General features: G+C 68.0%; 25 protein-coding genes and 2 pseudogenes. 13 read left to right on the top strand and 14 right to left on the bottom strand.

The annotated features are described in order from the left end of the window. The first annotated feature begins 81 nt into the window (after positions 1 to 81). Positions 82 to 516 (top strand): VOC family protein, encoded by a 435-nt coding sequence (locus tag NFL01S_RS14660; RefSeq protein ID WP_062975461.1) that lies wholly within the window; start codon positions 82 to 84, stop codon positions 514 to 516. A gap of 3 nt (positions 517 to 519) precedes the next feature. Here NFL01S_RS14660 and NFL01S_RS14655 read toward each other — a convergent pair whose 3' ends face one another. Together NFL01S_RS14655 and NFL01S_RS14650 are read right to left on the bottom strand one after the other, a co-directional pair. Next, complete coding sequence (locus tag NFL01S_RS14655; RefSeq protein ID WP_062975459.1) at positions 520 to 927, bottom strand: hypothetical protein; 408 nt, start codon at positions 925 to 927, stop codon at positions 520 to 522. A 43-nt stretch (positions 928 to 970) separates the two neighbouring features. Continuing rightward, positions 971 to 1885: a LysR family transcriptional regulator gene (locus NFL01S_RS14650; protein WP_281181529.1), complete on the bottom strand. Its 915-nt coding sequence runs from the start codon at positions 1883 to 1885 to the stop codon at positions 971 to 973. 194 nt (positions 1886 to 2079) lie between these two features. Between NFL01S_RS14650 and NFL01S_RS14645 the strand changes: the two genes are divergently transcribed. From NFL01S_RS14645 to NFL01S_RS14625, 5 genes are all read left to right on the top strand, one after another. After that, complete coding sequence (locus NFL01S_RS14645) at positions 2080 to 3150, top strand: LLM class flavin-dependent oxidoreductase (protein ID WP_062975455.1); 1071 nt, start codon at positions 2080 to 2082, stop codon at positions 3148 to 3150. 85 nt (positions 3151 to 3235) lie between these two features. Beyond that, entirely contained in the window at positions 3236 to 3628 is a 393-nt protein-coding gene (locus NFL01S_RS14640; protein WP_062975453.1) for a GNAT family N-acetyltransferase, read from the top strand. A gap of 126 nt (positions 3629 to 3754) precedes the next feature. After that, entirely contained in the window at positions 3755 to 5038 is a 1284-nt protein-coding gene (locus NFL01S_RS14635; protein ID WP_062975451.1) for a glutaminase, read from the top strand. Between the two features lie 238 nt (positions 5039 to 5276). Further along, the gene (locus tag NFL01S_RS14630) at positions 5277 to 5750 is read left to right on the top strand and encodes a carboxymuconolactone decarboxylase family protein (protein ID WP_062975449.1); all 474 of its coding nucleotides are present in this window, start codon (positions 5277 to 5279) and stop codon (positions 5748 to 5750) included. Further along, positions 5747 to 6742, top strand: a complete 996-nt coding sequence (locus NFL01S_RS14625) for a pirin family protein (RefSeq protein ID WP_062975447.1) — start codon at positions 5747 to 5749, stop codon at positions 6740 to 6742. The genes NFL01S_RS14630 and NFL01S_RS14625 overlap by 4 nt, the downstream gene beginning before the upstream one ends. Positions 6743 to 8304: 1562 nt before the next feature. Here the strand turns inward: NFL01S_RS14625 and NFL01S_RS36950 are convergent. The 5 genes and pseudogenes from NFL01S_RS36950 to NFL01S_RS14605 all read right to left on the bottom strand — a co-directional run. Further along, positions 8305 to 9183: pseudogene (locus NFL01S_RS36950) on the bottom strand (Hsp70 family protein); the annotation flags it as partial. A gap of 266 nt (positions 9184 to 9449) precedes the next feature. After that, complete coding sequence (locus tag NFL01S_RS14620; RefSeq protein ID WP_062975445.1) at positions 9450 to 9875, bottom strand: hypothetical protein; 426 nt, start codon at positions 9873 to 9875, stop codon at positions 9450 to 9452. A gap of 18 nt (positions 9876 to 9893) precedes the next feature. After that, positions 9894 to 12326: a hypothetical protein gene (locus tag NFL01S_RS14615; RefSeq protein WP_062975443.1), complete on the bottom strand. Its 2433-nt coding sequence runs from the start codon at positions 12324 to 12326 to the stop codon at positions 9894 to 9896. Positions 12327 to 12473: 147 nt separating this feature from the next. After that, positions 12474 to 12671, bottom strand: a complete 198-nt coding sequence (locus NFL01S_RS14610; protein WP_062975441.1) for a ferredoxin — start codon at positions 12669 to 12671, stop codon at positions 12474 to 12476. Between the two features lie 4 nt (positions 12672 to 12675). After that, positions 12676 to 13965 (bottom strand): cytochrome P450, encoded by a 1290-nt coding sequence (locus NFL01S_RS14605; protein ID WP_062975439.1) that lies wholly within the window; start codon positions 13963 to 13965, stop codon positions 12676 to 12678. Positions 13966 to 14107: 142 nt separating this feature from the next. Between NFL01S_RS14605 and NFL01S_RS14600 the strand changes: the two genes are divergently transcribed. Genes NFL01S_RS14600 through NFL01S_RS14585 form a run of 4 tightly spaced genes read left to right on the top strand, consistent with a single transcriptional unit; the run spans position 14108 to position 18384 of the window. Further along, the gene (locus NFL01S_RS14600) at positions 14108 to 15256 is read left to right on the top strand and encodes an acyl-CoA dehydrogenase family protein (RefSeq protein ID WP_062975437.1); all 1149 of its coding nucleotides are present in this window, start codon (positions 14108 to 14110) and stop codon (positions 15254 to 15256) included. Positions 15257 to 15286: 30 nt separating this feature from the next. Next, positions 15287 to 16516: an acyl-CoA dehydrogenase family protein gene (locus NFL01S_RS14595; RefSeq protein WP_062975435.1), complete on the top strand. Its 1230-nt coding sequence runs from the start codon at positions 15287 to 15289 to the stop codon at positions 16514 to 16516. A 32-nt stretch (positions 16517 to 16548) separates the two neighbouring features. Beyond that, positions 16549 to 17469 (top strand): LLM class F420-dependent oxidoreductase, encoded by a 921-nt coding sequence (locus NFL01S_RS14590; RefSeq protein WP_062975433.1) that lies wholly within the window; start codon positions 16549 to 16551, stop codon positions 17467 to 17469. A gap of 9 nt (positions 17470 to 17478) precedes the next feature. Beyond that, positions 17479 to 18384, top strand: coding sequence for an SDR family NAD(P)-dependent oxidoreductase (locus NFL01S_RS14585; protein WP_062975431.1), 906 nt, complete (start codon positions 17479 to 17481; stop codon positions 18382 to 18384). Positions 18385 to 18552: 168 nt separating this feature from the next. On the opposite strand, the gene NFL01S_RS14580 is transcribed toward NFL01S_RS14585, so the two are convergent. Then, complete coding sequence (locus tag NFL01S_RS14580) at positions 18553 to 19011, bottom strand: MarR family winged helix-turn-helix transcriptional regulator (RefSeq protein ID WP_062975429.1); 459 nt, start codon at positions 19009 to 19011, stop codon at positions 18553 to 18555. Between the two features lie 130 nt (positions 19012 to 19141). Here NFL01S_RS14580 and NFL01S_RS14575 point away from each other — a divergent pair, with 130 nt between their 5' ends. Continuing rightward, entirely contained in the window at positions 19142 to 19747 is a 606-nt protein-coding gene (locus NFL01S_RS14575; RefSeq protein WP_062975427.1) for a TIGR03086 family metal-binding protein, read from the top strand. A gap of 93 nt (positions 19748 to 19840) precedes the next feature. Here the strand turns inward: NFL01S_RS14575 and NFL01S_RS36945 are convergent. Then, positions 19841 to 20005: pseudogene (locus NFL01S_RS36945) on the bottom strand (helix-turn-helix domain-containing protein); the annotation flags it as partial. Between NFL01S_RS36945 and NFL01S_RS36940 the strand changes: the two are divergent. Continuing rightward, positions 19994 to 20338, top strand: coding sequence for an MFS transporter (locus tag NFL01S_RS36940; protein WP_210744834.1), 345 nt, complete (start codon positions 19994 to 19996; stop codon positions 20336 to 20338). The pseudogene NFL01S_RS36945 and the gene NFL01S_RS36940 overlap by 12 nt on opposite strands. 27 nt (positions 20339 to 20365) lie before the next feature. On the opposite strand, the gene NFL01S_RS14565 is transcribed toward NFL01S_RS36940, so the two are convergent. Further along, entirely contained in the window at positions 20366 to 21214 is an 849-nt protein-coding gene (locus tag NFL01S_RS14565; RefSeq protein WP_062975423.1) for a helix-turn-helix transcriptional regulator, read from the bottom strand. A gap of 138 nt (positions 21215 to 21352) precedes the next feature. Here NFL01S_RS14565 and NFL01S_RS14560 point away from each other — a divergent pair, with 138 nt between their 5' ends. Further along, complete coding sequence (locus tag NFL01S_RS14560) at positions 21353 to 22132, top strand: NAD(P)H-dependent oxidoreductase (protein WP_062975421.1); 780 nt, start codon at positions 21353 to 21355, stop codon at positions 22130 to 22132. Between the two features lie 113 nt (positions 22133 to 22245). On the opposite strand, the gene NFL01S_RS14555 is transcribed toward NFL01S_RS14560, so the two are convergent. From NFL01S_RS14555 to NFL01S_RS14540, 4 genes are all read right to left on the bottom strand, one after another. Continuing rightward, positions 22246 to 23040, bottom strand: a complete 795-nt coding sequence (locus NFL01S_RS14555; protein WP_062975419.1) for an NAD(P)-dependent oxidoreductase — start codon at positions 23038 to 23040, stop codon at positions 22246 to 22248. Between the two features lie 179 nt (positions 23041 to 23219). After that, positions 23220 to 24059: an NAD(P)-dependent oxidoreductase gene (locus NFL01S_RS14550; protein WP_062975417.1), complete on the bottom strand. Its 840-nt coding sequence runs from the start codon at positions 24057 to 24059 to the stop codon at positions 23220 to 23222. Between the two features lie 20 nt (positions 24060 to 24079). Continuing rightward, entirely contained in the window at positions 24080 to 24601 is a 522-nt protein-coding gene (locus NFL01S_RS14545) for a DoxX family protein (protein WP_062975415.1), read from the bottom strand. Between the two features lie 3 nt (positions 24602 to 24604). Further along, the gene (locus NFL01S_RS14540; RefSeq protein ID WP_062975413.1) at positions 24605 to 25573 is read right to left on the bottom strand and encodes an alpha/beta hydrolase; all 969 of its coding nucleotides are present in this window, start codon (positions 25571 to 25573) and stop codon (positions 24605 to 24607) included. Positions 25574 to 25650: the final 77 nt, after the last annotated feature.

Below are 25650 nucleotides of genomic sequence, written 5' to 3'. Positions count from 1 at the left end.
CACTGTGGGGCGTTACCCGTTTCACGCTGCTGCCCTACGACGCCTGAACTGATTGCGCTCGGGCGCATGTACTCTGGGGACATGTCCGATCTCCCGGCCCGTATGACCGTGGTGACGCTCGGTACTCGAAATCTGCCCGCACTCCGCCGTTTCTATCGGGCCCTCGGCTGGGAGGAAGTGCCGGGTGGGGACGATCAGTGGACCGGCTTTCTGCTCGGCGGTGTCCTGCTCGCGCTCTACCCCGATACCGAACTCGCCGCGGAAGCAGCCGGCGGTGTCGCCGCGGGCTGGTCAGGGATAACCCTCGCCTGCAATGTCGACAGTCCCGAGCAGGTGGACCGGGCATTCGCCGCCGCGGTGCGGGCCGGTGCCGCGGTCGTCGCCGAACCGGTGGACCGCGCATGGGGCGGGCGTTCCGGCTATATCGCGGACCCGGAAGGGAACCGGTGGGAGATCGCGTGGGCGCCGGGCGCACGCTTCGACGAGCGCGGGGCGCTGACCGGGTTCAGCGGCTGAGAATCAGAAAATTTCGGCCGTGAAGCCGTCGGGGTCGTGGACCCGGAAAATATCGTGCAGCACGGTGGTGAGGACGTACAGGATCTGCTCGTGGTCGAGTCCGGCCTCGTCCGGGCGCAATTCGCAGGCCACGTCGCCCGCGACGAACCCCGGTTCGGCCGGCAGGGCACGTTCCCGCTCGGTGAACCCGGCCGGCCCGGCGGGGCGACGACGGCGCAACCGCTGGTACAGCGTCCGGCGCACCGGCCCGGCGGGATCGACGACTTCGATATCGAACACACCGCGGGACTCGGCGAGCCATTGGACGGTACCGGGACCGGCGCTGATCACCACCGTGCCGTGTCCCGTGCTGCCACCGATCTCGATCGAACGATCCATCAGTTCCCGGATTGCCGTGCGTACCGAATGCATGGTCCGAGTATGGATCGCCGCGACGAAACGCGAATCGGGAAAACTACTCGAGTACAGGGTGGGGCAACCATCCATTGCGTTCGGCGCAGCGCCGGGCGGTGGCCAGGACACCGGCAACGGCAGGGGAGGGATCGTTCGCGGGCCACAGGACCGAAAGTGCTGCCCGGATCGGTGGATCGACGACGTCGCGAAGGACGATACCGGCCCTGGCGTTCGCGGCGTGCTCGGCGAACGACGCCGGCGCCAAGCCGATTTCGCGTCCGCCGGCGAGCCGGGCGAGCATGGCGTGCACCGGCGGTTCGTCGAACGCGCAGATCTCGGGTGTGAAGCCCGCTTCCCGGCAGGCGGCGACGATACCGTCGTAGTACACCGGGGCGAGGCGGCGCGGGAACAGCAGCAACGTTTCGTCGCGGAGGGCCGCCACCGGGAGCGGTGTTCCGGCCGCGAGGCGGTGGCAGATGCTGAGGAGCGCGGACACGGGCTCTTCGCGGAGGAGTTCGGCACTCACCCCGTCGGCGGGCTGCGGTGACAGGGCGAGACCGATGTCCAGATCGCCGGCACACAGACGTTCGGGGATCTCGGCGCTGAAGATCTCCCGGGCGTCGACCGTGAGACCGGGATGGTCCTTGTGGAGAGCATCCAGCAATGTCGTGAGCGTATCGAAACCTGTCACCGGGGTGTAGCCGAGCCGGATCGTCGTCGTGATCCCGGACCCGGCCAGCCGGGTGAGCTGGACGGCGTTCTCCAGCGCGGCCAGTGCTATCGGCGCCTCGCGAACCAGTGCGCGGCCCGCGGCGGTGAGCTGCACCCGGCGGTTCGAACGCACGAACAGTGAAGTTCCGAGGATCTCCTCGAGTTTGCGGATCTGATGGCTCAGGGAGGGCTGGGCGATGTAGAGACGCGTGGCTGCGCGGCCGAAGTGGAGTTCCTCGGCCACGGCCAGGAAGTAACGGAGCAGGCGGGGATTGATATCGATAGACGAATTCTATCGTTTCGTGGACGAACAAGTCTTGGACGCCCGCCCGGCGACCGCCGTACGGTCGTTCTCACGGCCGCGGGATAGTTCCGGGCGGCCTGGTGGAACGCATGCGAAACATGGCCACCCACGGGTCACATATCGGCGCAACGAAGACCTCGAAGGAATCACACAGGATGGATGTTTCGCAGCTCGAGTTCGGTATCGACAGCTTCGGCGACCGGCCCCGCAACGACCGAGGCGAGATCGTCTCGCATGCGCAGGCGATCCGCGCCGCGGTGACCGAGGCGGTTCTGGCCGATCAGGCCGGCATAGACGTGATCGCGCTGGGTGAACACCATCGGCCGGAGTACGCGATCTCCAGCCCGGAGACGGTGCTGGCCGGTATCGCCACCGCCACGGAACGCATCCGGCTCGCCTCGGGCGTCACGGTGCTGTCCTCCGACGACCCGGTGCGGGTGTTCCAACGGTTCGCCACCGTGGACGCGCTCTCCGGCGGCCGGGCCGAGGTGATCCTCGGGCGGGGTTCGTTCACCGAGTCGTTCCCGCTGTTCGGGTACGACCTGAAAGATTACGAGGTGCTGTTCGAGGAGAAGATCGACCTGTTCCACCGACTCCTGGACGAGACGCCGGTGACGTGGGAGGGCACCACTCGCGCCGCCCTGCACGATGCGGAGGTGTACCCGAAAACCGAATCGGGGCGTCTCGCTACCTGGGTCGGGGTCGGCGGGACACCCGAGTCGGTGCTCCGCACCGCTCGCTACGGGTTCGGGCTCATGCTCGCCGTGATCGGTGGCGCCCCGGGGCGCTTCGCGCCCTTCGTGGAGTTGTACCGGCGGGCGAGCGCGGAGTTCGGTACGACGGCGCGGCCGGTCGGGATGCATTCGCCCGGTTTCGTCGCCGCGACCGACGACGAGGCCAAAGAGCTGTTCTACCCCGGGTACCGGGAAAACCACGACCGCATCGGCGCGCTGCGCGGCTGGTCACCGCTGCGCCGGGAACAATTCGACGCCGAGGTGGCGAGCGGGTCGCTGTATGTCGGTTCGGTGGAGACGGTCGCGGCCAAGATTGCCGGGGCGATCCGGGCGCTGGATGTGGGCCGGTTCGACATGATCTACTCCGCCGCCGGCACCGTTTCCGCCACCGCCCGGTTACGGTCGGTCGAGCTGTACGGCACCGCGGTCATCCCCCGGGTCCGCGAGATTCTGGCCGAACAGCCCACCGCCACAGTGGGGACGAACCGATGACCGGTCCAGGCTTGCCACACGGCGGTTCGGCACCGGTGCACCTCGCCGTCCGAGCCGCGACCCCCGTTGACGAAAGGATATCCAGATGGCCGAAGTGTTGACCGACAACACCGGTGCGTCCGTGACGGTCGAACTCGTTGCCGCCGATCCGATCAGCTCCTACATCCTGAACCTCGCCGACGGCTCGTCCGCCGGCAGGGCCGATTTCGTCGACTCACCCGGTGCAGACGCCGAACGGATCTTTTTCCACACCGAAGTGGACCAGGAATTCGGCGGACGAGGTCTGGCCGGGATACTCGTGCGGGCAGCGCTGGCCGACTCCGTTCGCAACAACCTGACCGTCGTCCCGGTATGCCCGCTGTTCGCTCGCCACCTGCGGACGCACGGCGATGAATTCGGCGCGAACGGCGGTGTTTTCCGCCGGCCGGCTCCGGCCGATATCGACCTGGTAGTGCGTGCCACCCAGAGCGGGTCGTGAGAACTGCCCGGTGACACATCCACCTCGCCATTGGCGGCGGCGTCGGTACATGCCGGCCCGACACACCACGACGTCGACGCCGCCGTCACAGCGCATAAGGTTGCGGGTCTGCAGTGAGGAGCACGAATGCGATCGGTTGTTCCCGACTACCTGACCGAGGTACTCGGAGATGTCGAACCGGATACCTCCGGGGAGCCGGCGGACTATATCCCGGAGCTCGCGGCAGCGGACCCCGACCGCCTCGGTGCGGTCTTCGCCACCGTCGACGGGATGGTCTACGGCGCCGGCGATATCGATACCGAGTTCACGATCCAATCGATCTCCAAGCCGTTCACCTACGCGCTGGCACTGGCGGATCACGGTTTCGATCCGGTGCTTGCCAAAGTCGGGGTCGAGCCATCGGGAGAGGCGTTCAACCAGATCTCCCTCGAAAGCGATACCGGTCGTCCCTACAATCCGATGATCAACGCCGGTGCGATCACCGCGCATTCGCTGGCAGGTTCGGCAGAACTGACCCCGCCGGAGCGCGTGCAGCGGGTGGTCGACGGCCTGTCGGCGTTTGCCGGCCGTCCGCTGACGATGGACGAGACGGTGTGTGCGTCGGAAATGGAACACGCGCACCGCAACCTCGCCATCGCGCATATGCTCCGTAGCCACGACATCCTCACCGAGGATCCGCGGGCCGTCGTCGACGGCTACATCCGTCAGTGCTCTGTGCTCGTCACCACGCGAGACCTGGCCGTGATGGCCGCGACGCTGGCCAACCGCGGGATCAATCCGCTCTCGGAGGAACGAGTGATACCCGAGCCGGTGGTGCGCCAGGTGCTGAGCGTCATGTCCACCTGCGGTATGTACGACGCGGCCGGTGATTGGGCGACGCAGGTCGGGATTCCGGCGAAGAGCGGGGTGGCCGGTGGCCTGATCGGTGCGCTGCCCGGTCAGATCGGTATCGCGACGTTCTCGCCGCGACTGGACCGCCACGGAAACAGCGTTCGCGGGGTGTCGTTGTTCGAGCGGTTCTCTGCCGATATGGGGTTGCATGTGATGGAGGTTCCGGCCACCGGGCGCGCGGTGGTGCGATCCAACGAGGTCGTCGGCCGTGGACCCGACGCGCTGCGAGTGCTGCGCCTGCAAGGCGGGATCGGTTTTGCCGCCGCCGAGCGAGTAGTTCGAGAGGTAGTGGACACCGCGCCCGCAGAATACGCGGTGGCCTTGGACCTCACGATGGTCTATTCGATCGACGACGTAGGGCGGCGCATGCTGCTGGAGGTCGTGCGCCGGCTCACGCTGGATGGTCACGAGGTCTACCTGGTCGACCCGGAAGAGATCATCCCTGAACCCGATCCCGGCGACGGTGGCCGGGTCACGGTGGTGGGACACATTGACCGAGCGATACATTCGCGAACATAGCCGGGCGGTCCGCTGCCACGCCGGACAACAGGGCTGCGCTCGACAGGGCCAACCCGGTCGACGCCACCGGCCGCCGCTTCCACACAGGCCGAGTACGGCGAGAACGAAGGCGCCCCACACGGTCTGCTCCGGGCCCACGCCGAACGATGTGAGCGCCGCACCGAACACCTCCCGGGTGAGTTCACCCGGAAACGACGAGCGCCCGCCCGAGTGAGCGCGGAAATGGAGACAAAACACCATGCGTCCGTCCCTGGACAAGGTCATGCCCGAGGCATGGGAGGCTGCCGAAGCGTTTTCCTCGGCGATTCGGTCGGCGGTTCTGCGGCGTGGCCTCTCGGCCCAGGAGACCGAATTCATCAAGCTGCGGGCGTCGCAGCTCAACGCGTGCGCGTTCTGCGTGGAGCTGCATTCGCGCGAGGCGAGACGAGCCGGGATAGCGCAGCAGCAGCTCGACGTGCTGCCGGCATGGCGGGAGACGGGGTTGTTCGACGAGCGCCAGCGGGCAGTGCTCGCGGTGGCCGAGGCCGCCACCGTGCTGCCCACGACCGACGAGTCGGAGGCCGATCTCGTGGGGGCCCGCCGGGTTCTCGGCGAGGAAGCGTTCGTTGCCGCCGAATGGGTGGCGGTCACGATCAATGCGTTCAACCGGATCTCGATCCTCAGCCGGCATACGGTGCGTCCCCGCGATACCGAAGGGAAGATCATTCGATGACCAACCTCGACTCACGCCCCGATCTGGAAGTCCTGGATCCGGGGCAGCCGTGCACGGCGACAGAGATCCTCGAGCCGCGCGCGGTGCCCCTCGGCGGTGTGCGGGAGATGACCGTGTACCGGACGCTTCCACAGCGGCAGCGGTCTTTGGTGGGGGCATGGTGCTTTCTGGATCACTACGGTCCCGACGATATTTCGCTGACCGGTGGTATGCGGATGCCGCGGCACCCGCACACCGGGCTCGCGACGGTGTCCTGGTTGTTCACCGGACGCGTCGAGCATCTCGACTCCGGCGGTAACGCGGCCTCCGTCGTGCCGGGCGAGCTCAACCTGATGATCGCGGGCCGCGGCATCACCCACCAGGAGATCAGCGACCCCGGAACGAACATCCTGCACGGGGTGCAGCTCTGGTACGCACTGCCGGACGAAACACGATTCAGTGAAAATGCGTTCGCGCACTACGCGCCGGAGCCGGTGACACTGCCCGGCGTCACGGCGCGCGTGTTCATCGGCGCGTTTCTCGGAGCGGTGTCCCCGGTGGACACGCGAACCCCCGACCTGCTCGGTGCCGAACTGATCCTCGAGCCCGGCGCCTCGGCACAGCTCACTGTGCGGGCCGATTTCGAACATGCGGTTCTCGCCGAGAGTGTCGCGGTCACGGTGAATTCGACCGCCGTCGACCATCGTTCGCTCGCGTACGTACCTCCCGGATCCGACACGTTGGTAATCACCGCAGGCGATACCGGAGCCCGCGTCATCCTGCTGGGCGGCGTCCCGCTGCGGGAGCAGATCGTGATGTGGTGGAACTTCGTCGGCCGCGATCACGACGAGATCGCTGAGTACCGGCGCCGCTACCAGGCCGAACTCGGCTTCGAACAGTCCGACCCGAGAGATGTCGGCAAGCCGGCCCTGTTCGGTGAGTTCCCGGCCGACCAACCGCCGCCACTACCGGCGCCACCGCTGCCGAATTCCAGGCTGCTCCCACGCGAGTAGGACACAGGAGCAGCGCCTTCCGTCCGGCCTGCCACGGCAGGCCTGAAACGATGCACCAGATCGCCGTTCCGCACCCCCGCTACAAGGACTCGCACTGTGCGCCGACAGCACCACGGGTCCCGGCACGTGAAGCTGGCGGCCGGGCGTTGGGTAGCGTTACGGCGTCTGACGCATCCCCGTCTCGCGGCCCCAGCCGGTGACGCGTCGTTCGAGCGGCCACAGCCTGTCGTGCAGAATATTCTGCAATTGCTCAGGGGCGGAGGGCCGTTTCGGGTCGACGCCGTCGACGGCCAGCGAAACGGCCGCCAGGTCGGCGAGGAGGTTATCGCGCTCGGTGGGAAGTTTTCGCCGGTCTTGCGGTTCGACGCGCGGATTGGATTGCAGCTCGGTATATTCGTGCGGATGGCGGTAGCCACCTCCTCGATGCGCTCGCGCAACAGCTCACGCAGTGTGCTCGGTGTCTGCTGCATCATCATGATCTCGTAGATCGACGGGATCTGCATGATCTCCCGGATGAGATCCTCCAGCTTCTCGTGCACACGTGGCCAGGCCACGAAATCACCGACGTCGTAGGCTGTCCGGCCCTCGGTTCGCAGAACGTCGCGGCGCATGCGGAAGACCGGCGCGAGCTCGGGCTCGACCCGCTGGAGATACAGCACCAGATTCTCGAGGTGGTCCAGCTTGCGTTCGAACTCGGTGAGCGGGGGCTCCAGATAGTCTTCCGGACCACGGCTGTCGAGCAGGCCCTGCAGGATGGTCTCGGCTTCCAGTAGCAGGTGATGCGCCTTGGCCTGATCCTGGGTGCGGGCCACCAGCTGTTCCAGCGTGGCCAGGCGTGGTTCGATCTCCGGCATCGCCTTGACCGATTCGGCCCGATGCACCTCGCGGCTGATCTGTTGCCAATCGGCGCGGGCCGCGGAGATGCGGGAGCGCAGGACGTCCCAGGTAGCGACCTCGCGGATCGGGATCTCGATGGCGGCGGTGGCCGACCGGTCCAGATGCGGGAGGCGGACCGACGCGTGAATGGTCCAGCCGACGGCGAATTCGAGGGTGAGCTCTACCGGCGTGCCGAGCTCGAGATTGTCGGGCAGGTCGCGGATCTTCACCGTGCCGATGGGGATCCAGCCTTCGTAGAGCCGTACCGCCAGCGCGGTGCCCCGGGTCGCGGTCTCCAGTCGCTGGTAGACGCGATGCGGAACCTTGGTTCCCGACCTTGCTACTCGGCACAGCCGGCGGTCCAGCAGCTCGACCGAGAAATCGTGCGCGAGTACATCGCCCGCGAGTTCGGTGACGGCCGGGCCGGTTTCGGTATGCGCCCCCAGCCGCTCGGCTGCGATCTCGACGCCGGCGGCGAGTACGGCGACGGTGCACCCGTGTGCGCTGAGCGGTACGTCGACGAACAGGAAGGCACCCTCCGGACCGGTGATCTGCTCGCGAAGCACCTCGCCGCCCTCGATTCGGACCTCCACCACCACCTCGGCGGTATCGAGCGCCGACAGCAGCACGCGACCCGCGATATCGGCCGACTCGCCGACCGGCACGAGGTGTTCCAGTTCCAGCACGGTGCCGCGGGAGGCCAGCCCGCCCGCCTTCAGCGCTGCGCCGACGGCGACGACCAGCTCAGGATGGAAGAGGCGGGGCTGCAGGCCGAAGCGCTCGCGCAGCAGCTCGGATACCAACGGCACCCGGGACGAGCCACCGACCAGCACGATCTCGTCGAGATCAGCGTGAGTGAGGTGGGCGTCGTCCAGTGCCTCGACGCAGCGGTCCACTGTGCCGCGCACGGGGCCTTCGATGAGCCGATCGAATTGGTGGCGGCCCAGCGGTAGATTGATCGTCATGGGCATGCCGGTGCGGTCCTCGAGGTCCTGGGTGACGATCTCGGTCTCGGTCTCCCGTGAGAGCTCGTGCTTGGCGGCCTCGGCCAGCGATATCAGGCGGGCCCGCAACTCCGCGGCAGCCGGGTCACCGGGCTCTGCGCGCAGGTCGTAGGCGGGCAGTTGCGATGCCAGCCACTCCACGATGGCCTGGTCGAAGTCATAACCGCCCAGGTAACGGTCGCCTCCGAAGGATCGGGTGCTGAAACCGTCCGCGGGATCCCAGGACACCACCGAGGTGTCGAAGGTGCCGCCACCGAGGTCGTATACCAGAAAGCGCCGGCGATCGGACTCCGACCAGCCGTTCTCGTGCATATGTGCGAGCGCCGCCGCCACCGGCTCCATGAGCGTCTCGGCCACTTCCAACCCGGCCTCCTGACCCGCCTGCGTAGTCTGGGTCTTCGCGCTGGTCTCGAAATAGGCGGGAACGGTGATGACGACCCGGCCGAGGGGGACACCCAGCGTCGTCTCGGCCGTCTGTGCGAGGTGCCGCAGCAGATATACCGATGCCTGCAATGGGGTGAGCACTGCGTGGCCCGCGGTGACCGGCTGGTCGGTACCCATGTTCCGTTTGAAGAACATCGCCGGTGGTGTACCCGGTCGGCGTGCCCTACGTTTGGCGCGCGCTCCTACCAACGGCCTGCCCTCGGCGGAGATCCAAACCGCCGAGGGGGTTGTCAGCGAAAGGTCCGGATTCGCCACGATGAGCGCGCCTCCCAGTGGCCGCAGCTTACGTGCGTCGATGAGCGCCTGCTTGTCCGGGATGTCGGCATCGGCGGGCACGGCGACGCAGCAGTTCGTGGTGCCGAGATCGATACCGGCGACGATGCTCATGCGGTGGGCTCCTGGTCGATGGGGGGAGGCAGCAGATGGGACAAGACCCGGTAGTCGAGGTGCAGGTCGTGATCCTGCACCGGGGCGGCGCCGGAGTTCGATGCGGCGTCCAGGGCCCGGCTCAGCTCCAGCATTTCGCAGAGGGTGGCGAGATCGTCGCCATCCGGTCCCACTGGATGGGTGAGCAGTTCGGCGGCCAGCCGGCTGCGCGGCGCGGCCAGTTGTTCCTCGGCCGCGTTGACGCGTGCCACCGTGAGTGTCTCACCAAAGAGTGGGAAGCGTCCGGCGTCGTAGGCGATACGCCTGCGGCGGGTGGCGATGCGGGCGCGTACGGTTGCGCGGTCGGCGGTGGGATCGACGTCGAGCACCTGGAATGCGGTCTCGTAGTACGGGTTTCGGTCGTTCCAGGACCATGGGTTCATTCTGCTGCTCCGGTCTCGTCAGAAGAAGCCGATGTCGCCGCCGCCCTGGGCGGCCCGCTCCCATTGCGCGGCGGATACGAGCAGCTCGCGCGTCCGGGAGTAGGGATCGATGGTGGGGACGCCGAGTGTCAGTGCGGTGTTGAAGTGGTGGACGGCAGCGCGAAATCCGGTGCGGTCCGCGTACGGATTGGTCTGCAGGCGGTCGGCGGTGGACACCAGGGTGGCCGCGCCCAGCCAGAATTCGTGACGAGCGAGTTTCGCCGCGAAGGCGAGCCGGTCCGGGTTCTCGGTTTGCGGCAGACCGCGGGTGTTGAGTTGGCGCGCGGTGAGGCTCAGTGTCGACCGTAGCGGTTCGACCAGCGCCGCAATACGCTCCAGGGTCGGCCGGGACCGTGCGGCCCAGTCCGCGCCACGGCTGCGCTCGGTCTCCACCACCTCGATGCCCACATCGAGGGCCTGTTCGGCCAGCGGGACATTGTCCGGATCGATCTCGATCCAGGCCTGTGCCTCGTGCAGTGCGCGGTCGAGCCGGCCCTCCTGGATGAGCCGCCGGATCTGTCCCCCCGCATCGCGGGCCAAACGTCCGCGCGCCCGGGCGATATCAGCGGGTGCGAAGGGTGCGCCGCGGATCAGTTCGAGATGTGCATGCGCCCTGGCCAACTGGCTCCGGCGCAGTTCCTGCACGCGGGTCACATGCGGTTCCAGTAGCTGGGCGGGAAGTTCGCCACGGGCCTCGCCGACGACGCGGGCCACCTCCTCGGGGGTGGTGTCGGCGGCCGCGGCCTGGAGCCGGGAGCGCAACCGTTCCCAGAATCCGTCGTCGGTCCACACCCGCGCCCAGGCGGCGTGAGCTTGCCGCCAAGATTCGAAGGCGCCGTCGTCATCCGCCATTTCGAGTTGATAGGCGCGGGCGTGCTCGGCAATGGCCAGGTGATGCTGGCTGTGCGAATTGTCTCCGCCACAATCCTCGGCGATCAGGTCTCGCCACAGACGCAGCGCGGCATCCGTCCACGGGTGGACCACCCCGTCGGAGCGCAGCAAGGCATAGGCCAGCCGGTCCAGCGGCCGCTCCGGCGCGGCGGGGTCCCGCGGCAGCCGGGGCGCCGCCTCGGCGATATGCGCCGCTGTAGCCCGTAGTTCGTCGGCATCCACGCCGACCGCCCCGGACAGCAGTTCCCGTGCCTGCGCGACGAGCTCGCCCGCTTCCTCGGGCCGTCCGAAGACGGTCGCCCGCGCGGCCATGGCGAGATACTCGCGTGCCGTGTCGATTCGGAGCCGGACCGCTCGGCCGGTCGCATCGTGCCGAATTCCGCTTCCGATCAATTCGGCCACCAGCCCGGTATCCCGCCGCGATACCGCCCGCAGCACCGTCGCCGGCGCCAGCATCGACCGATCCGGCCACCCCACCCCGAACCGGTGCGCCAGCTCCCGTGCCCCGCGCACGATGAACTCTTCTTCCTCCTCCAGTGCCCCCAGAATCAGTTGCAAATTCGCGCGGAGCGCGACATCCTCGTCCAGGTCCGGTGATACGGGCGCGACCGCCAAGAGCTCCCGCAGTTGGGTGCGGGCGGCGTCGCGGTCGCCCGCACGCAGGCGGGCCAATACGGTGAGGAATGTTGCGAGCGGTTGGAGTTCTTTGCCGCCGTGGCGTTTCACCTCGGTGAGGGATGCGGTGGGCGACCGGCCCTCCATCGCGGCGGCGGTGGCCATGGCCAGGTGGCGGTAAGGGTTCGGGGTTCCGGGACCCCTGAGTTCGCCGGAATCCGTCATACCCTGGCGCACACGGTGGTAGGCGGCCAGATCGTGCAGGCGCCGCAGTCGGCTCTGGGCACCGGCGCCCGCGCCGAAGCGATCGGCGAGCTCGTAGCGGCGCGCCGCCTCGGCCTCCTCCCCGCGTTCGGCCGCCCGGTCGCCGAGGAGCAGGAACCAGTCCGGGCGAGTGGACGGACCGAGCGCCGTCATCAGCATCCACACCGGGGAGGTCGCGCCGGCGAATTCGTAGGCCCGGAAGTCGGCGTCGACCAGCTCGACCAGATGGGCACGGGCCAGCGTCGGGAATGCCGGTGCGACACCCACCCCCGCCCGTACGCTGTTCGACAGCCACACCGCGAGATTCTGCGATTCCGCGAGAATCTCGCTCGCCGCGGCCCAGGTTGCGGCGAAGGTCGCCGCCTCGGGGGCGCTCAGCCACGCGGTGAGCGCGAGCTGGGCCCGCTGCTGGTGCAGGCCGAAGAATCCGGCCAGGCGGGGGAACAGCCGTACCGCCGCGTCCGGGGCCAGCCGGGCCACCTCATCAACACGGGCATATATCCGCGCGCGTCCGGCAGTCAACTCGTGGTCCTCGCCGAGGGCCAGGAACTCGTGGATCGCCGCGACGATCCGCCGCGCACGTTCAGCAGGTGCTTCCTCCGCATCGGCCAGTGCGAGTTTCCGCTCGAATTCCCGCAACACCCAGTCTCCCCTCCCGAATCGCGGTTGTTCCCAGATTAATTCAAAAATCCGCGGCGCGCTGTCACAACCCGGGATTACCGAGTCACGCGAAAGGGAAGCTACTCGAGCCGGGGGCGGCATCGCCCCGGCTCGCCCTGCGCGATGCGCCTACGCCTCGTCGACGATCTTTATCGCCCACTCCGGGCAGGCGTCCTTGGCGGTCTGCACCGCTTCGGTGAGGTCCTCGGGGATCTCGGTGTCGACCGCTTCGGCGTATCCGTAATCGTTGAGTGTGAAGACTTCCGCGCACAGGGTGGTGCAGATCCCGTGGCCCTTGCAGGAGTCGGCGTCGACGATGACCTTCATGGATCTATCCTTCCGTGCGGTCGAATTCGAGGTGCAGGGTGGTGATTCCGCGCAGGATGAAGGTCGGCAGGTAGGTGTACTTGCGGTCGTCTGCCGGGCCGTGCACGCTTTCGTCGATCCGGATGTCGGTGGTGCGTTCCAGCAGGCGTTTGATCGCGACCTTGCCCTCGGTCCGGGCCAGAGGTGCGCCCGGGCAGGTGTGGATACCGCGCCCGAACGCGATATGCGACCGCGCATTCGACCGCTGCGGATCGAAGGTGTTCGGATTCTCGAAACGGCGCGGATCGCGGTTGGCGCCACCGTTGGCGAGCATCAGGACGGTTCCGGCCGGCACCTCGACACCGCCCACCGTCGTCGTTACCTTCGCCAGCCGGAAGTCGCCCTTGACCGGGCTTTCCATCCGCAGCATTTCTTCGATGAAGTTGTTGATCCGGTCGTGGTCTTCACGCAGCCAGCGCTGCAGTTCCGGATTTTCGGCGATCATCTTCAGCGCCGAGGACAGCAAACGCACCGTGGTCTCCTGACCCGCGGAGAACAGGTTGGCCGCGACCCGGCACACATCGATCACTTCCGGTTGGCTGCCGTCGGGGAACGTGGCCTGCGCCAGGCTGGTCAGGACATCTCCGCGGGGATTGCGGCGCCTGTCCTCGATATAGGCGGCGAATTTCTCGTAGAGGAATTCGATGGGATTGTGTTCCATCGCCTTTCCGGAGTCGGTGCTGCCGACCGTTCCGGTGCGGTGCGGGTCGCGCTGGAGGGTATTGAGGAACTCTTCCTGGTCGTCGGCGGGGACGCCGAGTAGATCGGCGATGATGTAGAGCGTGAAGGGGCCGGCGAAATCGCGGATCAAATCGCCTCGGCCGGGCACGAGGTACTCGTCGAGCATCTTGTCGGCCATATCCCACATGGCCTCTTCGTTCTCTTTGAGGCGTTTCGGGGTGATCAGCCGCATGAGCAGGCCACGGTGCGCGGTATGGGCCGGCGGGTCGAGGGCGGGGAGCTGATCGCTGAACGGCAGGGAATCGCGGTGTTCGGCGATCAGGGCGTCCGCGTCGGAGTTCTCGTCGATGGGTACCGGGAAGCCGGGGAAGGGGCCGGTCACCGAGATGCAGGAGGAGAAACGTTCGGCGTCGTTGAGTACCTCGAGCGCTTCATCGTAGCCCGTCACCATCATGACGTTGTGGTGCTTCTCCCTGGTTACCGGGCACTGCTCCCGAAGAGCGTCGAAGTACGGGTAGGGATCGGCGATCAGTTCCTCCCCGAGGAAGAAGTCCAGATCCTGGAAGTTTTTCACGTGACGGTTCCCTTCGCTCCGCCGGCTCCCACCGCCACGAGCAGCTCCGCCGGTTGACTTCCGCATTTGAGAATATAACTCTCATCTGTGAGTATGAGATTTCCACACGGTATGCCGTGCGTCAACCGGAGGACCGGAAAATATGACCCTCGATGTCACCGCTGACCAGCGGCTCTTCCAGCAGACCGCCCGGGAATTCCTGGCGGAGACCGTTCCGGTGGCGACAGTACGCGCTCTGGGCGAGGCCGAAACCGGATTCGACCGTGATTGGTGGCGCTCGGCCACCGAACTCGGCTGGACCGCCATGCTGGTCGCCGAGGAGTACGGGGGCGGCTCCATCTCCGGCCGGCCGCTCACCGAATTGACGTCGGTCGCAAGTGAACTGGGTCGTGCCTGCGCGCCGGGTCCGTTCGTCACCACCAACGCGGTGCTGGCCGGGCTGGCGAGTGCCGGGCACGGATTCGGTGACACGATCGCCGGGGTCGCGGCGGGGGATCAGGTCATCGCGTGGGCGGTCTACGAACCGGGCCGCGGTATGGAGGTGATGTACGCGGCGGGCGCGGACTCGGGCGCGCGGGTCACTGCGACGCCCGAAGGCGACGGGTACCGCGTGAACGGGATCAAGGACCGGGTCGAATCCGGTGATCAGGCCGATTTCTTCCTGGTGACCGCGCACGGCCCCGACGGGCCGGTACAGCTACTGGTCCCGGCCGACGCCCCCGGAGTGACCGTGACCCCCACCTGGACTCTGGATCTGGTCCGGCGCACCGCCCGTATCGACTTCGACGGGGTCGTGGTGCCGGACACCGCGGCAACGCATACCGGACCGGCCGCCACCGCCGCGATACGTGCCCAATTGCACACTGCCGCCGTGCTCACGGCGGCAGAAACCGTGGGCGCCACCGAGGTAGCCCTCGAGTCCACTCTCGGCTGGCTGAACGACCGGTTCACCTTCGGCCGGCCGCTCGCCTCGTATCAGGCGCTCAAACATCGCATGGCCGACAACAAGACCTGGCTGGAGGCCTGCCGGGCCACCGCGACCGCCGCGGCCGCGGCCTGTGACGACGATTCGGCTACCGCGGACGAAGCGGTGAGTGTCGCGAAATCGTATGTGGGCGCGAAGGCGCCGGTGATCGGGCAGGACTGTGTACAGCTGCACGGCGGGATCGGGGTCACCTGGGAGCACGATCTGCATCTGTACCTGCGACGGATCGGCCTGGGCCGGGCGCTCTACGGTACGCCCGAGGAGCATCGCCGCCGGATCACCGATCTTCTCGTCGCGGCCGCGTAGCGCGACGGATTTCCTGGAAGGCAGATCACCATGACGACCGATATGGAACCCGTCACCGAATTCCGCGCACGCGCCCGGACGTGGTTGCGCGACAACCTGCCCCCGGCACCGCCCGATACGGGCCCGCCGGACAGTAAAGAGGAGTGGGACCGGGCCCGGGAATTGCAGCGGAAGCTGTACGACGCCGGTTTCGCCGGGATCTGTTTTCCGGAGGAATACGGTGGACTCGGTCTCACCCCGGCGCACCAGGCGGCGTTCACCACGGAGTCCTATCCGTACGAGATGCCGGTCATCCTGAACGTGCCGACACTGTCCATCTGCGCGGCGACGCTGCTCGAACTCGGCACCGAGGAACAGAAACGCGCACATCTGCCCGCCGTGCTGCGCGGTGACGAAGTACTGGTACAGCTGCTGTCCGAACCCAGCGGCGGCTCCGATCTGGCGGGGCTCACCACCCGCGCCGACCGGGACGGCGACCGGTGGATCCTCAACGGGTCCAAGATCTGGAGTTCCGGCGCCTACGCCGCCGACTACGGCCTGTGCCTGGCCCGCACCAATTGGGATGTGCCCAAACATCGTGGTCTCACCATGTTCCTGCTGCCGATCGGGGCACCGGGGGTTACGGTGCAGCGGATCAAACAGGTCACCGGCTCCACCGAGTTCTGCCAGGAATTCTTCGACGATGTCGCGCTCGGTGACGACGCGGTGGTCGGCCAGGTCGACAACGGCTGGGAGGCGGCGTCGCGGCTGCTCCAGCACGAGCGGGCGGCGATCGGCGGGACCTCGCCGTATATGAGCGGCGCCCGCCCGCATATCGGTGGTGAGGATTCCCCGATTCTGGAGATCGCCCGGCGGCTCGACCGGCTCGATGATATGCGGGTCCGCGAGGATATCGGCGAAGCCCACGCGATGATGGTTGTGCGCGATCAGCTGATCGCGCACATCACCCACGGCATCACGGCCGGCGAACTACCGCCGGCGGCCGGGTCGATCACCCGGTTGTTCAGCGCCGAGAACTCGTGGCTGCAAACCGATATGGCGGTGAAGGTCGCGGGCGCGGATGCCGTCACCCACGCGCCGGGCGATCCCGTCGACACCGCCGAGATCGGCACCGACTACCTGTTCCGGGCCGCGTGGAGCCTGGCCGGCGGTAGTACCGAAATGGCGCGCAATGTGATCAGCGAACGTGTTCTCGGTATGCCGCGCGAGTCCGCCGCCGACCGCGACGTGCCGTTCAAAGAGGTGCGACGGGGTCGCTAGAGGCGGCGGTTCCCGACGATACGGAGGCAGCGATGCAGTTCATCTTCCACTATCCGGAAACCGGCGGCGCGGACGGCGATGTCCTCGATGCCGGGCCGCTGGGTGCGGTCGCCGCAGCGGCCGAACAGGCCGGATTCGGCGGATTCTCGTTGAGCGAGCATCCGGCGCCCGGCGCGCGCTGGCTGGGCGCGGGCGGACACCAGACACTGGACCCGTTCGTATCCCTGGGCTATGCCGCCGCGCTGACCGAACGGATCAGGCTGATCACCTACCTGTCCGTGGCGCCCTACCGCAATCCCATGCTGCTCGCGAAAGCGGCCGCGACCCTGGACAAACTGTCCGGTGGCCGGGCGGTCCTGGGAATCGGCACCGGATATCTGAAAGGTGAATTCCATGCCGTCGGGGTCGACTTCGACGAGCGCAACACACTGTTCGACGAAGCGCTCGACGTCCTCCCGCTGCATTGGAAGGGGGAGCCGTTCAGCTACGCGGGCAAACATTTCAGCGCCCGCGATGTACAGGCCCGGCCGACCCCGGTGCAACAGCCGATCCCGATCTGGATCGGCGGCAATTCGGCGTTGAGCCGGCGGCGCGTGGCCCGGGCCGCGCACGGGTGGATTCCGATGTCCGGCGGTGCCGAACTCAGCAGTACCGCCCGGACCCCCGAACTCGGCGGGATCGCGGAACTGTCCCGCAAGATCGCCGGAATACGCGAATCCGCAGCGAGTTCGGGACGTGCCGAACATATCGACCTCGTGTATTCCTACAGCGATCCCGGCCTCACCGGACCCGGCGCCGACCCGAGTCTGCATCGGGAAGCATTCGGTGAACTCGCCCGGGCCGGAGTCGACTGGATCGTGGTCTCCACCCGGGCCGGAGTGCACGAAACCCTCGACCCGGGAGTCACCTTCGATTTCCTGGCCGAGTTCGGCGCGATCTACATCGACGGATAGGACGATCGAATGGGCTGGTTCGAAGAACGTGCCGGTCTCGCGGGCACAGTGGCCGTGGTGACCGGTGGGGCGGGCGGATTGGGCGGTGCGATCGTCTCGGACCTCGCGGACAACGGTGTACGCGTGGCCGTCCTCGATATCGATCGCGCAGCCGCCGCCGAACTACGGGCCACCCTCGCCGACCGCGGTCACGAGGCATTCGTCGAGCACGGTGATGCCCGCGATCCCGCCGAACTCACCGCCCTTTTCGAGGCCGCTCGAACCCGGTGGGGCCGGCTCGACACCCTGGTGAATGTGGTAGGCGGTACCTTCCGTGCCCCGTTCACCGAAACCCGGCCCAAAGGCTGGGATGCGTTGCTGCGCACCAACCTGACCCATGTGCTGCACGCCTGCCACCAGGCGGTCCCGCTGATGCGGGCCGGTGGCCGCGGCGGCAGCATCATCAATATCACCACTATCGAAGCACACCGCGCCGCACCGGGTTTCGCGGTGTACGCGGCGGCCAAGGCTGCGGTGGAACAGTTCGCGCGCACTCTCGCGATCGAGGTGGCGCCGGACGGGATCCGGGTCAACAACATCGCCCCGGATTTCGTCCCCACACCGAACCTGGAACGTATCGGCACCGGTGACAACGCAATGATGGACCCGGACGGGGTGAAGGTCGCCATCCCCATGGGCCGCGCCGGGCGCCTCACCGATATCTCCCACTGCGCGGTCTTCCTGGCCTCCCAGCTCTCGGCGTACCTCACCGGCACCACCCTGCACCCGGACGGCGGCACCTCGGCCTCCGCCGGCTGGTTCAACTGGCCGGTCGAGGGCTGGGCCAACCACGCCCCGCTGCGGGTGCTCCGGGACAGCGGGGATCTCGGCGCCGACGGGGGTCGGCCACCCCTGGGAGCCCACGGACGCGGGTAGCCGAGTTCCGTACGGTCCTTCGGCTTGCTGCCACGACGTTCGGTCTCGGATATCTGGCGGCCACCGCCGGCGTCCGGCACCTCGAACAGGAATTCCGGGCTGTGCGTGTGCGGGACCGGCGACGGCTCGTCCGGCTGATCGGCGGGACGTCCGCTCGGCCGGGCGTGGTCAGTTCGCTGCCGAGTCGTCCTCGTCGAGGCTTCGGGGCAGCTCCGCCAGGGTGTGCAGGGCACTCAGGAATACCTGGCGGTCAGCGGGCGAGAGGTGTTGCAGCACCAGCTGTTCCTCGCGTGACTGGATCTCGGTCCGCGCCTGCGCGACGATCCGGTGTCCCTCGGCGGTGAGTTCCAGTAGCCGGGCCCGCCGGTCGGCAGGGTCGGGGTATCGGTGCAGGAGTCCGCGGTCCTGCAGGTCGTCGAGGACCGCGATGATGCGGGTTTTGTCCGCGCCGATTTCCTGGGCGAGCACACCCTGGCCACGGGCCGGGCCGCGACTGAGCGCCACCAGCACGCTGTAGGCCCACATGGTCAGGCCGTACGACTCGAGGACCGGGCGTTCCATGGCGATCAGCGTGCGGGTCAGCGGTGCGAGCATTGCCGCCAGGTCCGGACGGTCCGTTGATCCCATGGGTCGAATTTACCGGGGCCGGTACCCGTCATCGCGTATCGGCATCCGTGCACGGGTGAGGTGGGGGCGGCGGTGCCCGGCGAAATTAATAGGCATGGACATATGATAGGCGTGTGCGTATTATCTGGATATGACTACAGAAGACCTTCGCGAGCTGGACCGCGCTGCGGTGCTCGCCACCGTGAAAACCGCCGAACTCGTGACCCCGGACCTGCTCGGCCGCCCGACCCCCTGTGCCGCCTGGACCGTCGGTGAGCTGCTGGCCCATATGGCCGCCCAGCATCGCGGCTTCGCCGCCGCGGCACGGGGCGACGGCGCCGACCTCGCCCTGTGGCATCCGCGCCCGCCCGGTCCGCAGACCGGCGAGGAGTACGCCGAATCTGCCGATGCCGTGCTGGCCGCCTTCGCGCCGGACGATGTGCCGCAGCGTCTGTTCGCCATGCCGGAATTCGGTGCCGGTGTCACCGTGCCCGGCCACCAGGCCATCGGATTCCATCTGGTCGACTATGTGGTCCACGGCTGGGATCTCGCGCGGGCCGTCGGGCAGGACTACGAACTGGACCCGGCCTGCGCCGAACCGGTACTGCGGATCGTCGGGCAGATTCCCGACGGGCCGGAGCGCGACAGCCCGGAATCACCCTTCGCGCATGCTCTCCCGGATCCGGGCACCGGTTCCGCGCTCGACCGGATCCTGTGCATGCTCGGCCGCTCCCCGAACTGGCCGGACCGGCACTGAGCTGAGTGGGCTCCGGCGCTTGCTGGGCGACTTTGCTCGTCTTGCGAGAGGGCTGTTGCGGAATCTTGCTTCGCCTGCGAATGCGGTGGCAGCTCAGGTGCTACTCGGCGGCGGGTCCCCGGGATGGGCGCGGGGCGTATGGCCGAACGTCTTGCGGAAGATATCGATGAAAGCGCTGGCCGAGGCCCAGCCGCAGCGGTGCGCCACGGCAGTGAACGGAGTCTTCTCCGCCAGGAGGATCAGGGCGTGGTGCAGGCGATCGCGGGGGTGGTGTGGGCCCCGGGCCCCGGTGTCTACCTGTTCGTGGCAGCGACCTCGGTCGCGCTCTACGTACCGTTTTCCCTGCAGGTGACCCTCGGCCGGGACTATCTGCCCTCGCGGGCCGGCACCGCCGCCGGAGTCACACTCGGGCTCTCCGTCAGCGTGGGAGGGCTGGTGAGTCCCGCCCTCGGCCACCTCGCCGATACCGCGTCCTTACAGGTCGCGTTGTTGCCGCTGATCGCGATGCCGTTGCTCAGCGGGTTGCTGTTCTGCAGTCTGCGCGATCCGGGGATCCCGGGCCGGGACGTACCGTCCGCCGTGAAGGTGTGAATACGAGGCTCGCGGTCCGGGAGGGAACTACTCGCGCGCCGGAGCGGACGCCGTGGAACGCGCGGCGCTGCTGTCCGCGTCCAGGCCGGCGAGCAAACGCAGACCGTCCTCGGTGGGGCTGCCGGGGACAGCGGAGAGAACCAGCAGCTCCAATCCCGATTCGTCCGGTAGGGCGAAGTTCTCCTGGTGCAATTCCAGCAGCCCGACCAGCGGATGCCGGAACGCCTTGCGCCCGTGGGTACGAGCGCGCACATCTGCCCGCGCCCAGAGACGGCGGAAACGTTCGCTGCCCATCGCCAGTTCGCCGATGAGCGAGACCAGACCGGGGTCGTCGGGGTATTTACCCGCGGCCAGGCGCAGATGCCCGACCGCATCCAGGGTGCAGGTCTCCCAGTCCGCGTACAAGCCGCGATCGGCCTCCTCCAGGAAGATGTGCCGGGCGGTGTTGAGCCCGGGAATCGGCCGGCCGTAGAGCAGCCCGGCCAGGCGATTGCCCGCGAGCACGTCCAGGCGGTGGTTCATGATCAGCGCGGGTGCGCCGGCGACGAGGTCCAGCACCCGCAGCACCTCCGGCCGCACCTGCCCGCCCGGTATTTTCGCGCGCCGGCGGCGCTGCCGGGCGAGCCGGCAGAGATGATCCCGTTCGGTTTCGTCGAGACCGAGCACACGGGCGAGCGCATCGAGGACCTGATCGGAAGGCTGGGTGGCGCGCCCCTGCTCGAGGCGCACGTAATAGTCGACACTCACCCCGGACAGGTGTGCCACTTCTTCGCGGCGCAGCCCGTCGACCCGGCGAGGCCTATCGGTGGGGATGCCGACGGTGGCCGGGTCGACCCGGGAGCGCCGGGTCCGCAGGAAGCCCGCGAGATCGTCCATGCCCTCAGTATGGCCGCACCGTCGCCGGCGAAGGTGGCCCTGCCGATACCAGGAAGCCCGGTCCGGTGGAAGAAACGCCCCTGAACGCCGGGCGGCGCGACGCCCAGGATCGATGGCATCCGATCCGAAGGAGTTCCGATGAAGACACTGATCGTCTACGCCCACCCCGAACCGGAGTCGCTCAACGGCGCACTGAAAGACCTCGCGGTGACCACGCTGGAAAAAGCGGGGCACGAAGTACGGGTGAGCGATCTGTACGCCATGGACTGGAAGGCGGTGGTGGATGCCGCGGACTACGGCCCCGCCGCATCGACCCCGCTGCGGGTCGCCCGCGATTCGGGCCGGGCCTTCGATACGGGAGATCTCACCCCGGACGTCCGCGGCGAACAGGAGAAACTGCTGTGGGCGGAGTCGATCATCTTCCAGTTCCCGCTGTGGTGGTACTCGATGCCTGCCATCCTCAAGGGCTGGGTGGACCGCGTATTCACCCAGCATTTCGGGTACGGCGTCGGCGAGCACAGCGACACGAAGTACGGCGAACGTTACGGCGAGGGAACCCTTGCGGGCCGCAGGGCATTGTTGTCGGTGACCATCGGCGGCCAGGAATCGCACTACTCCGCCCGCGGGGTCAACGGCCCGGTCGAGGATCTCCTGTTCCCGATCCACCACGGGATCCTCTACTACCCGGGTATCGAGGTGCTGCCGCCGTTCGTCGCGTACGGTGCCGGCCGGTTGACCGCGGCGGCCTATCGGGATATCGCCAAGGCATGGGAGCAGCGCCTGATCACCCTGGACTCGACCGAACCGATCGCCTTCCGGCCGCAGAACTCCGGTGACTACGAGATTCCGTCGCTCCAGCTGAAGGAAGGCCTCGAACCCGCGGGCCGCACCGGTTTCGGTCTGCATGTACGTGGCTGACCGTGGTCGATGCGACGACCTCGCGAGAAACGCGATGCCCGCACCGGCGGTGCATTTCGAGGGCGGCCGACCTGAACGAGGCACCGGGCGCTGGAGCGAGAGAACCCTCGCGGTCAGGCCGGCCCGACGGCGGCGCGGATTGCGGGGTCGAGCAGGCCGAGGTCGCTGCCGAGGCGGTCGGCGAGGTCGCGGGCGACCGCGACATCTTTGCGGAGGAAGTCGCCGACCGATTCGGCGAAGGCCGCGACCGATCCCTTGGCCGCGACGCTGAGGACAGCGCGGCTCGAACTACTCGCATGGGGGAGCGCCGTGAGCACTTCCGATTCGGCCAGACCCAGCTGCCCGGCGAGCCGGACGGCTTCGGTGACCAAGCCGATCTGGGCGGCGAACAGCGCGTTGTTCACCAGCTTGACCCGCTGGCCGTTGCCGAGTGCGCCGACCGGCAGCACCGGATCTGCGTAGGCCGACAGCACGGGGCGGGCGCGTTCGACCGCTTCCGTATCGCCACCCAGGAAGACGGTGATCGTACCGTCGGCGATATTGTGCGGACCGCCGCTGACCGGGGCATCGACCACACGGCGACCGGTGGCGGCCGCGGCGATCGCTGTCGCGGTGTCGGGGTTGCCGGTGGTGTGCAGGATCAATACCGAGTCGCGCGGCATCGTCTCGAGCAGCCCGCTGCCGAGGCAGACGTCGCGCACCTGCTCGTCGGTGAAGACACAGATGACCACGGCGTCCGCGTCCCGTCCGGCCTCGGCCGCGGAGCCCACCGCCGTCGCGCCGGCGCCACCGATTGCCTCGCGGGCGGCAGGGTTGCGTCCCAGGGCCCGGACGCTGTGCCCGGCCGTGACGAGACGCCGGATCATGGGGGTGCCCATCCGGCCGGCGCCGACGAATCCGATACGCACTCGTTTCTCCTTCGGTTGTGGGGACGGATCTCCGGGGTGCCTCGGCGGTACCCCTGTCGTGCCCAGCCCCGGCGGATCGGTCGACCGGCCCGGCCGGACATGTCATCGGCCGGCGACAGAACCATGTCACCGCCGCGGAATACCGCTGCCCGGACACATCACCGAGGGATCGGACCCGTTCAGCGTGGTTTGCCCATGAGGGCGAGGGTGGCGTCTGCGGTGTCCAGCACCGCTCCGGGGGTGATACCGGCCGCCGCGGCGAGGTCACCGATCAGCCGCACATCCTTGCGTAGCAGGTCCCCGGCATGGGTCGCGATCTGATCCAGCGATCCACCACCCGCCAGGATCCGGCCCAGCGCGAAACTGTTCCCGCTGCCGTTGCCGATCACCTCACCGAGCCGCTGCGGGCTCACTCCGAGTTGTTCGCCGAGTTCCAGGGTGCTCACGGCGGTGGCCATGTGCGCGGTGAAGAGCAGGTTGTTCAGCAATTTGGTGGTCTGGCCGGCGCCGACATCGCCGAGGTGTACCACCGGATTCGCGTAGGTGCCGAACACCGGCAGACAGCGTTGCAGGGTTTCGGCGTCGCCACCGGCCATCACCAGCAACCGCCCCGCCTCGACCGCCGGTGCGCCACCGCTCACCGGCGCGTCGATCAAGGCAATACCTTGTTCGGCTGCCTTTTCGGCGAGGTCACGGCAGGTGTCGGGATGGACGGTGCTGTGGATGGCGATCACGGGCCGCTCCGTGCGTCCCGCCGCCGAGGCGGCGAATCCGGCGAAGATACCGTCCGCGCGTTCCAGCACTTCCCGCACATCCGCGTCACCGACGACGCACAGGCACACCAGGTCGCTGTCGGCGGCCAGGGCGGCCGGGCTTTCGGCGACCTTCGCCGCGGTCTCGGCATACGGTTCGACCGATACCGCGCGGCGCGCCCACAGCGTGGTCGGGTAGCCGCCTTCGACGATCCGGCGGGCCATCGGCCCGCCCTGGCTCCCCAATCCGATGAATCCGACGCGCATATGATTCTCCCTTCGCGCGCTCAGGAATCGGCGCTCGCCGAATCCGGTTGTCCGGCGTTCGGCCGCCAGAACACGGCCAGTAGCGCGGCGGTCCCGAGCACGCCGACGAGGAGCGCGATCAGACCACCGGCCCAGCCGGTGATCTCGATACCGGCGGCATGATCCACCGACAACCACCCCGGGCCCAGAATGCCCATGACCACGCAGACCACGCCGAGGACCAGCACGTATTCGTAGCCGTCGCGCATCACGAAGAATCCGTTCTTCCGGTGCGCCAGCAGGGCGGCCACCAGCATCACCGAAATCACCGCCGCGGCGGCCAGCGGGGTGAGCAATCCGAGGATCAGCAGCACACCGGCCCCGATCTCGGTGATCACGCTCAGCCAAGCCTGCAGCACACCGTTGCGCAGCCCGAGGCTGCTGAACCAGCGCGCGGTGCCGGCGATCTTGCCGCCCCCGATCCAGTGGTTGACCCCGTGCGCGATCATGGTCGCACCCACGACCAGCCGCAGCAGCAACAATGCGATATCGGTGACGTCCATGTGTTACCTTTCCGGCGCCGCGGCGCCGCCGTCGAATTGCAGGGTGGGCCCGGAGAAATCGCCGGCCTGCCGCGCGAGGAGACATTCCTCGGCGAATGCGAGCACAGACAGATGGTAGGCCGGTGCCGTCCGGCCGAGGCTGATGTTGTGCCCGGTATTCGGCTGCCGGTTCACCACCACCCGGCCGGCGGCGGTGAACAGCGCCCCTACCGCCGCCATTTCCGCCGGATCATTACGCCAGACGCGTTCGTGTTCGCCGAGGGTGTAGCGCACCGGGATACGGATATCCGGTGCGAGCCCGAGGAATTCCCGGGCGGCCCACTCGTTGAGAGCGGTCACTTCGAGGGCCGATCCACGCGCGGAGACGCTCCCCCCGCCGAGGACGTCCGTGGCGTAGAGCCGCGACGGACTCCAGATCAGTTCCCCGACTCCCGGCGGTCGTCTACTGGGTTCACGACGGGCACCCCAGAGCAGTTCGTGGGCCACCGGCTGGTGCTGCCGCCCGGTCCCGGCCAGCTCCAGACCCAGCAGGTCGGCGCCACGGCCGGCTGCCGCCATCCGGACGGCCAGCTCGCAACCGGCCGAATGCGCGAGCAGGAAAACCCCCGCGCCACGCGGTGATCCGCCGAGCAGCGTATCGATCGCGCCATACATCAGATCCACCCGCCGGCGCGGATCCGCCAGCCGGTCGGCATAGGGCCCGGAGCTCCGGAAACCAGGCCGGTCCAGTGCGAGCATGGTGTAACCGAGTCGCTGCCCGGTGCGCAGCAGGGAGAACTCCGGATGCCCCGGGCAGTCGAAATACCGGGAGTCGACCGCACCCCCGTGCAGGGCGACCACCACCGCTCGCGGTGTACTCGCCTCGGCCAGCAGCCCGGACACCGGAATTCCGTTGACCTGCGGCACTTGCGCGACCACCGGGAGCGGGCCGGCGGCATCTGCGGGGGCGAGATCGGAATCGGTCAGGGTCATCGCGTACTCCGCGGCGTGGTCGCCGGATACCGGACGATCGAGTTCACCGGAGATACCGGCGCGATGAGGTGTTCACC

It is taken from the genome of Nocardia flavorosea NBRC 108225 (assembly GCF_001613385.1).
GTDB lineage: Bacteria > Actinomycetota > Actinomycetes > Mycobacteriales > Mycobacteriaceae > Nocardia > Nocardia flavorosea.
The sequence above is the reverse complement of the archived record's forward strand: the minus strand, read 5'-3'. Positions and strand labels throughout refer to the sequence as shown.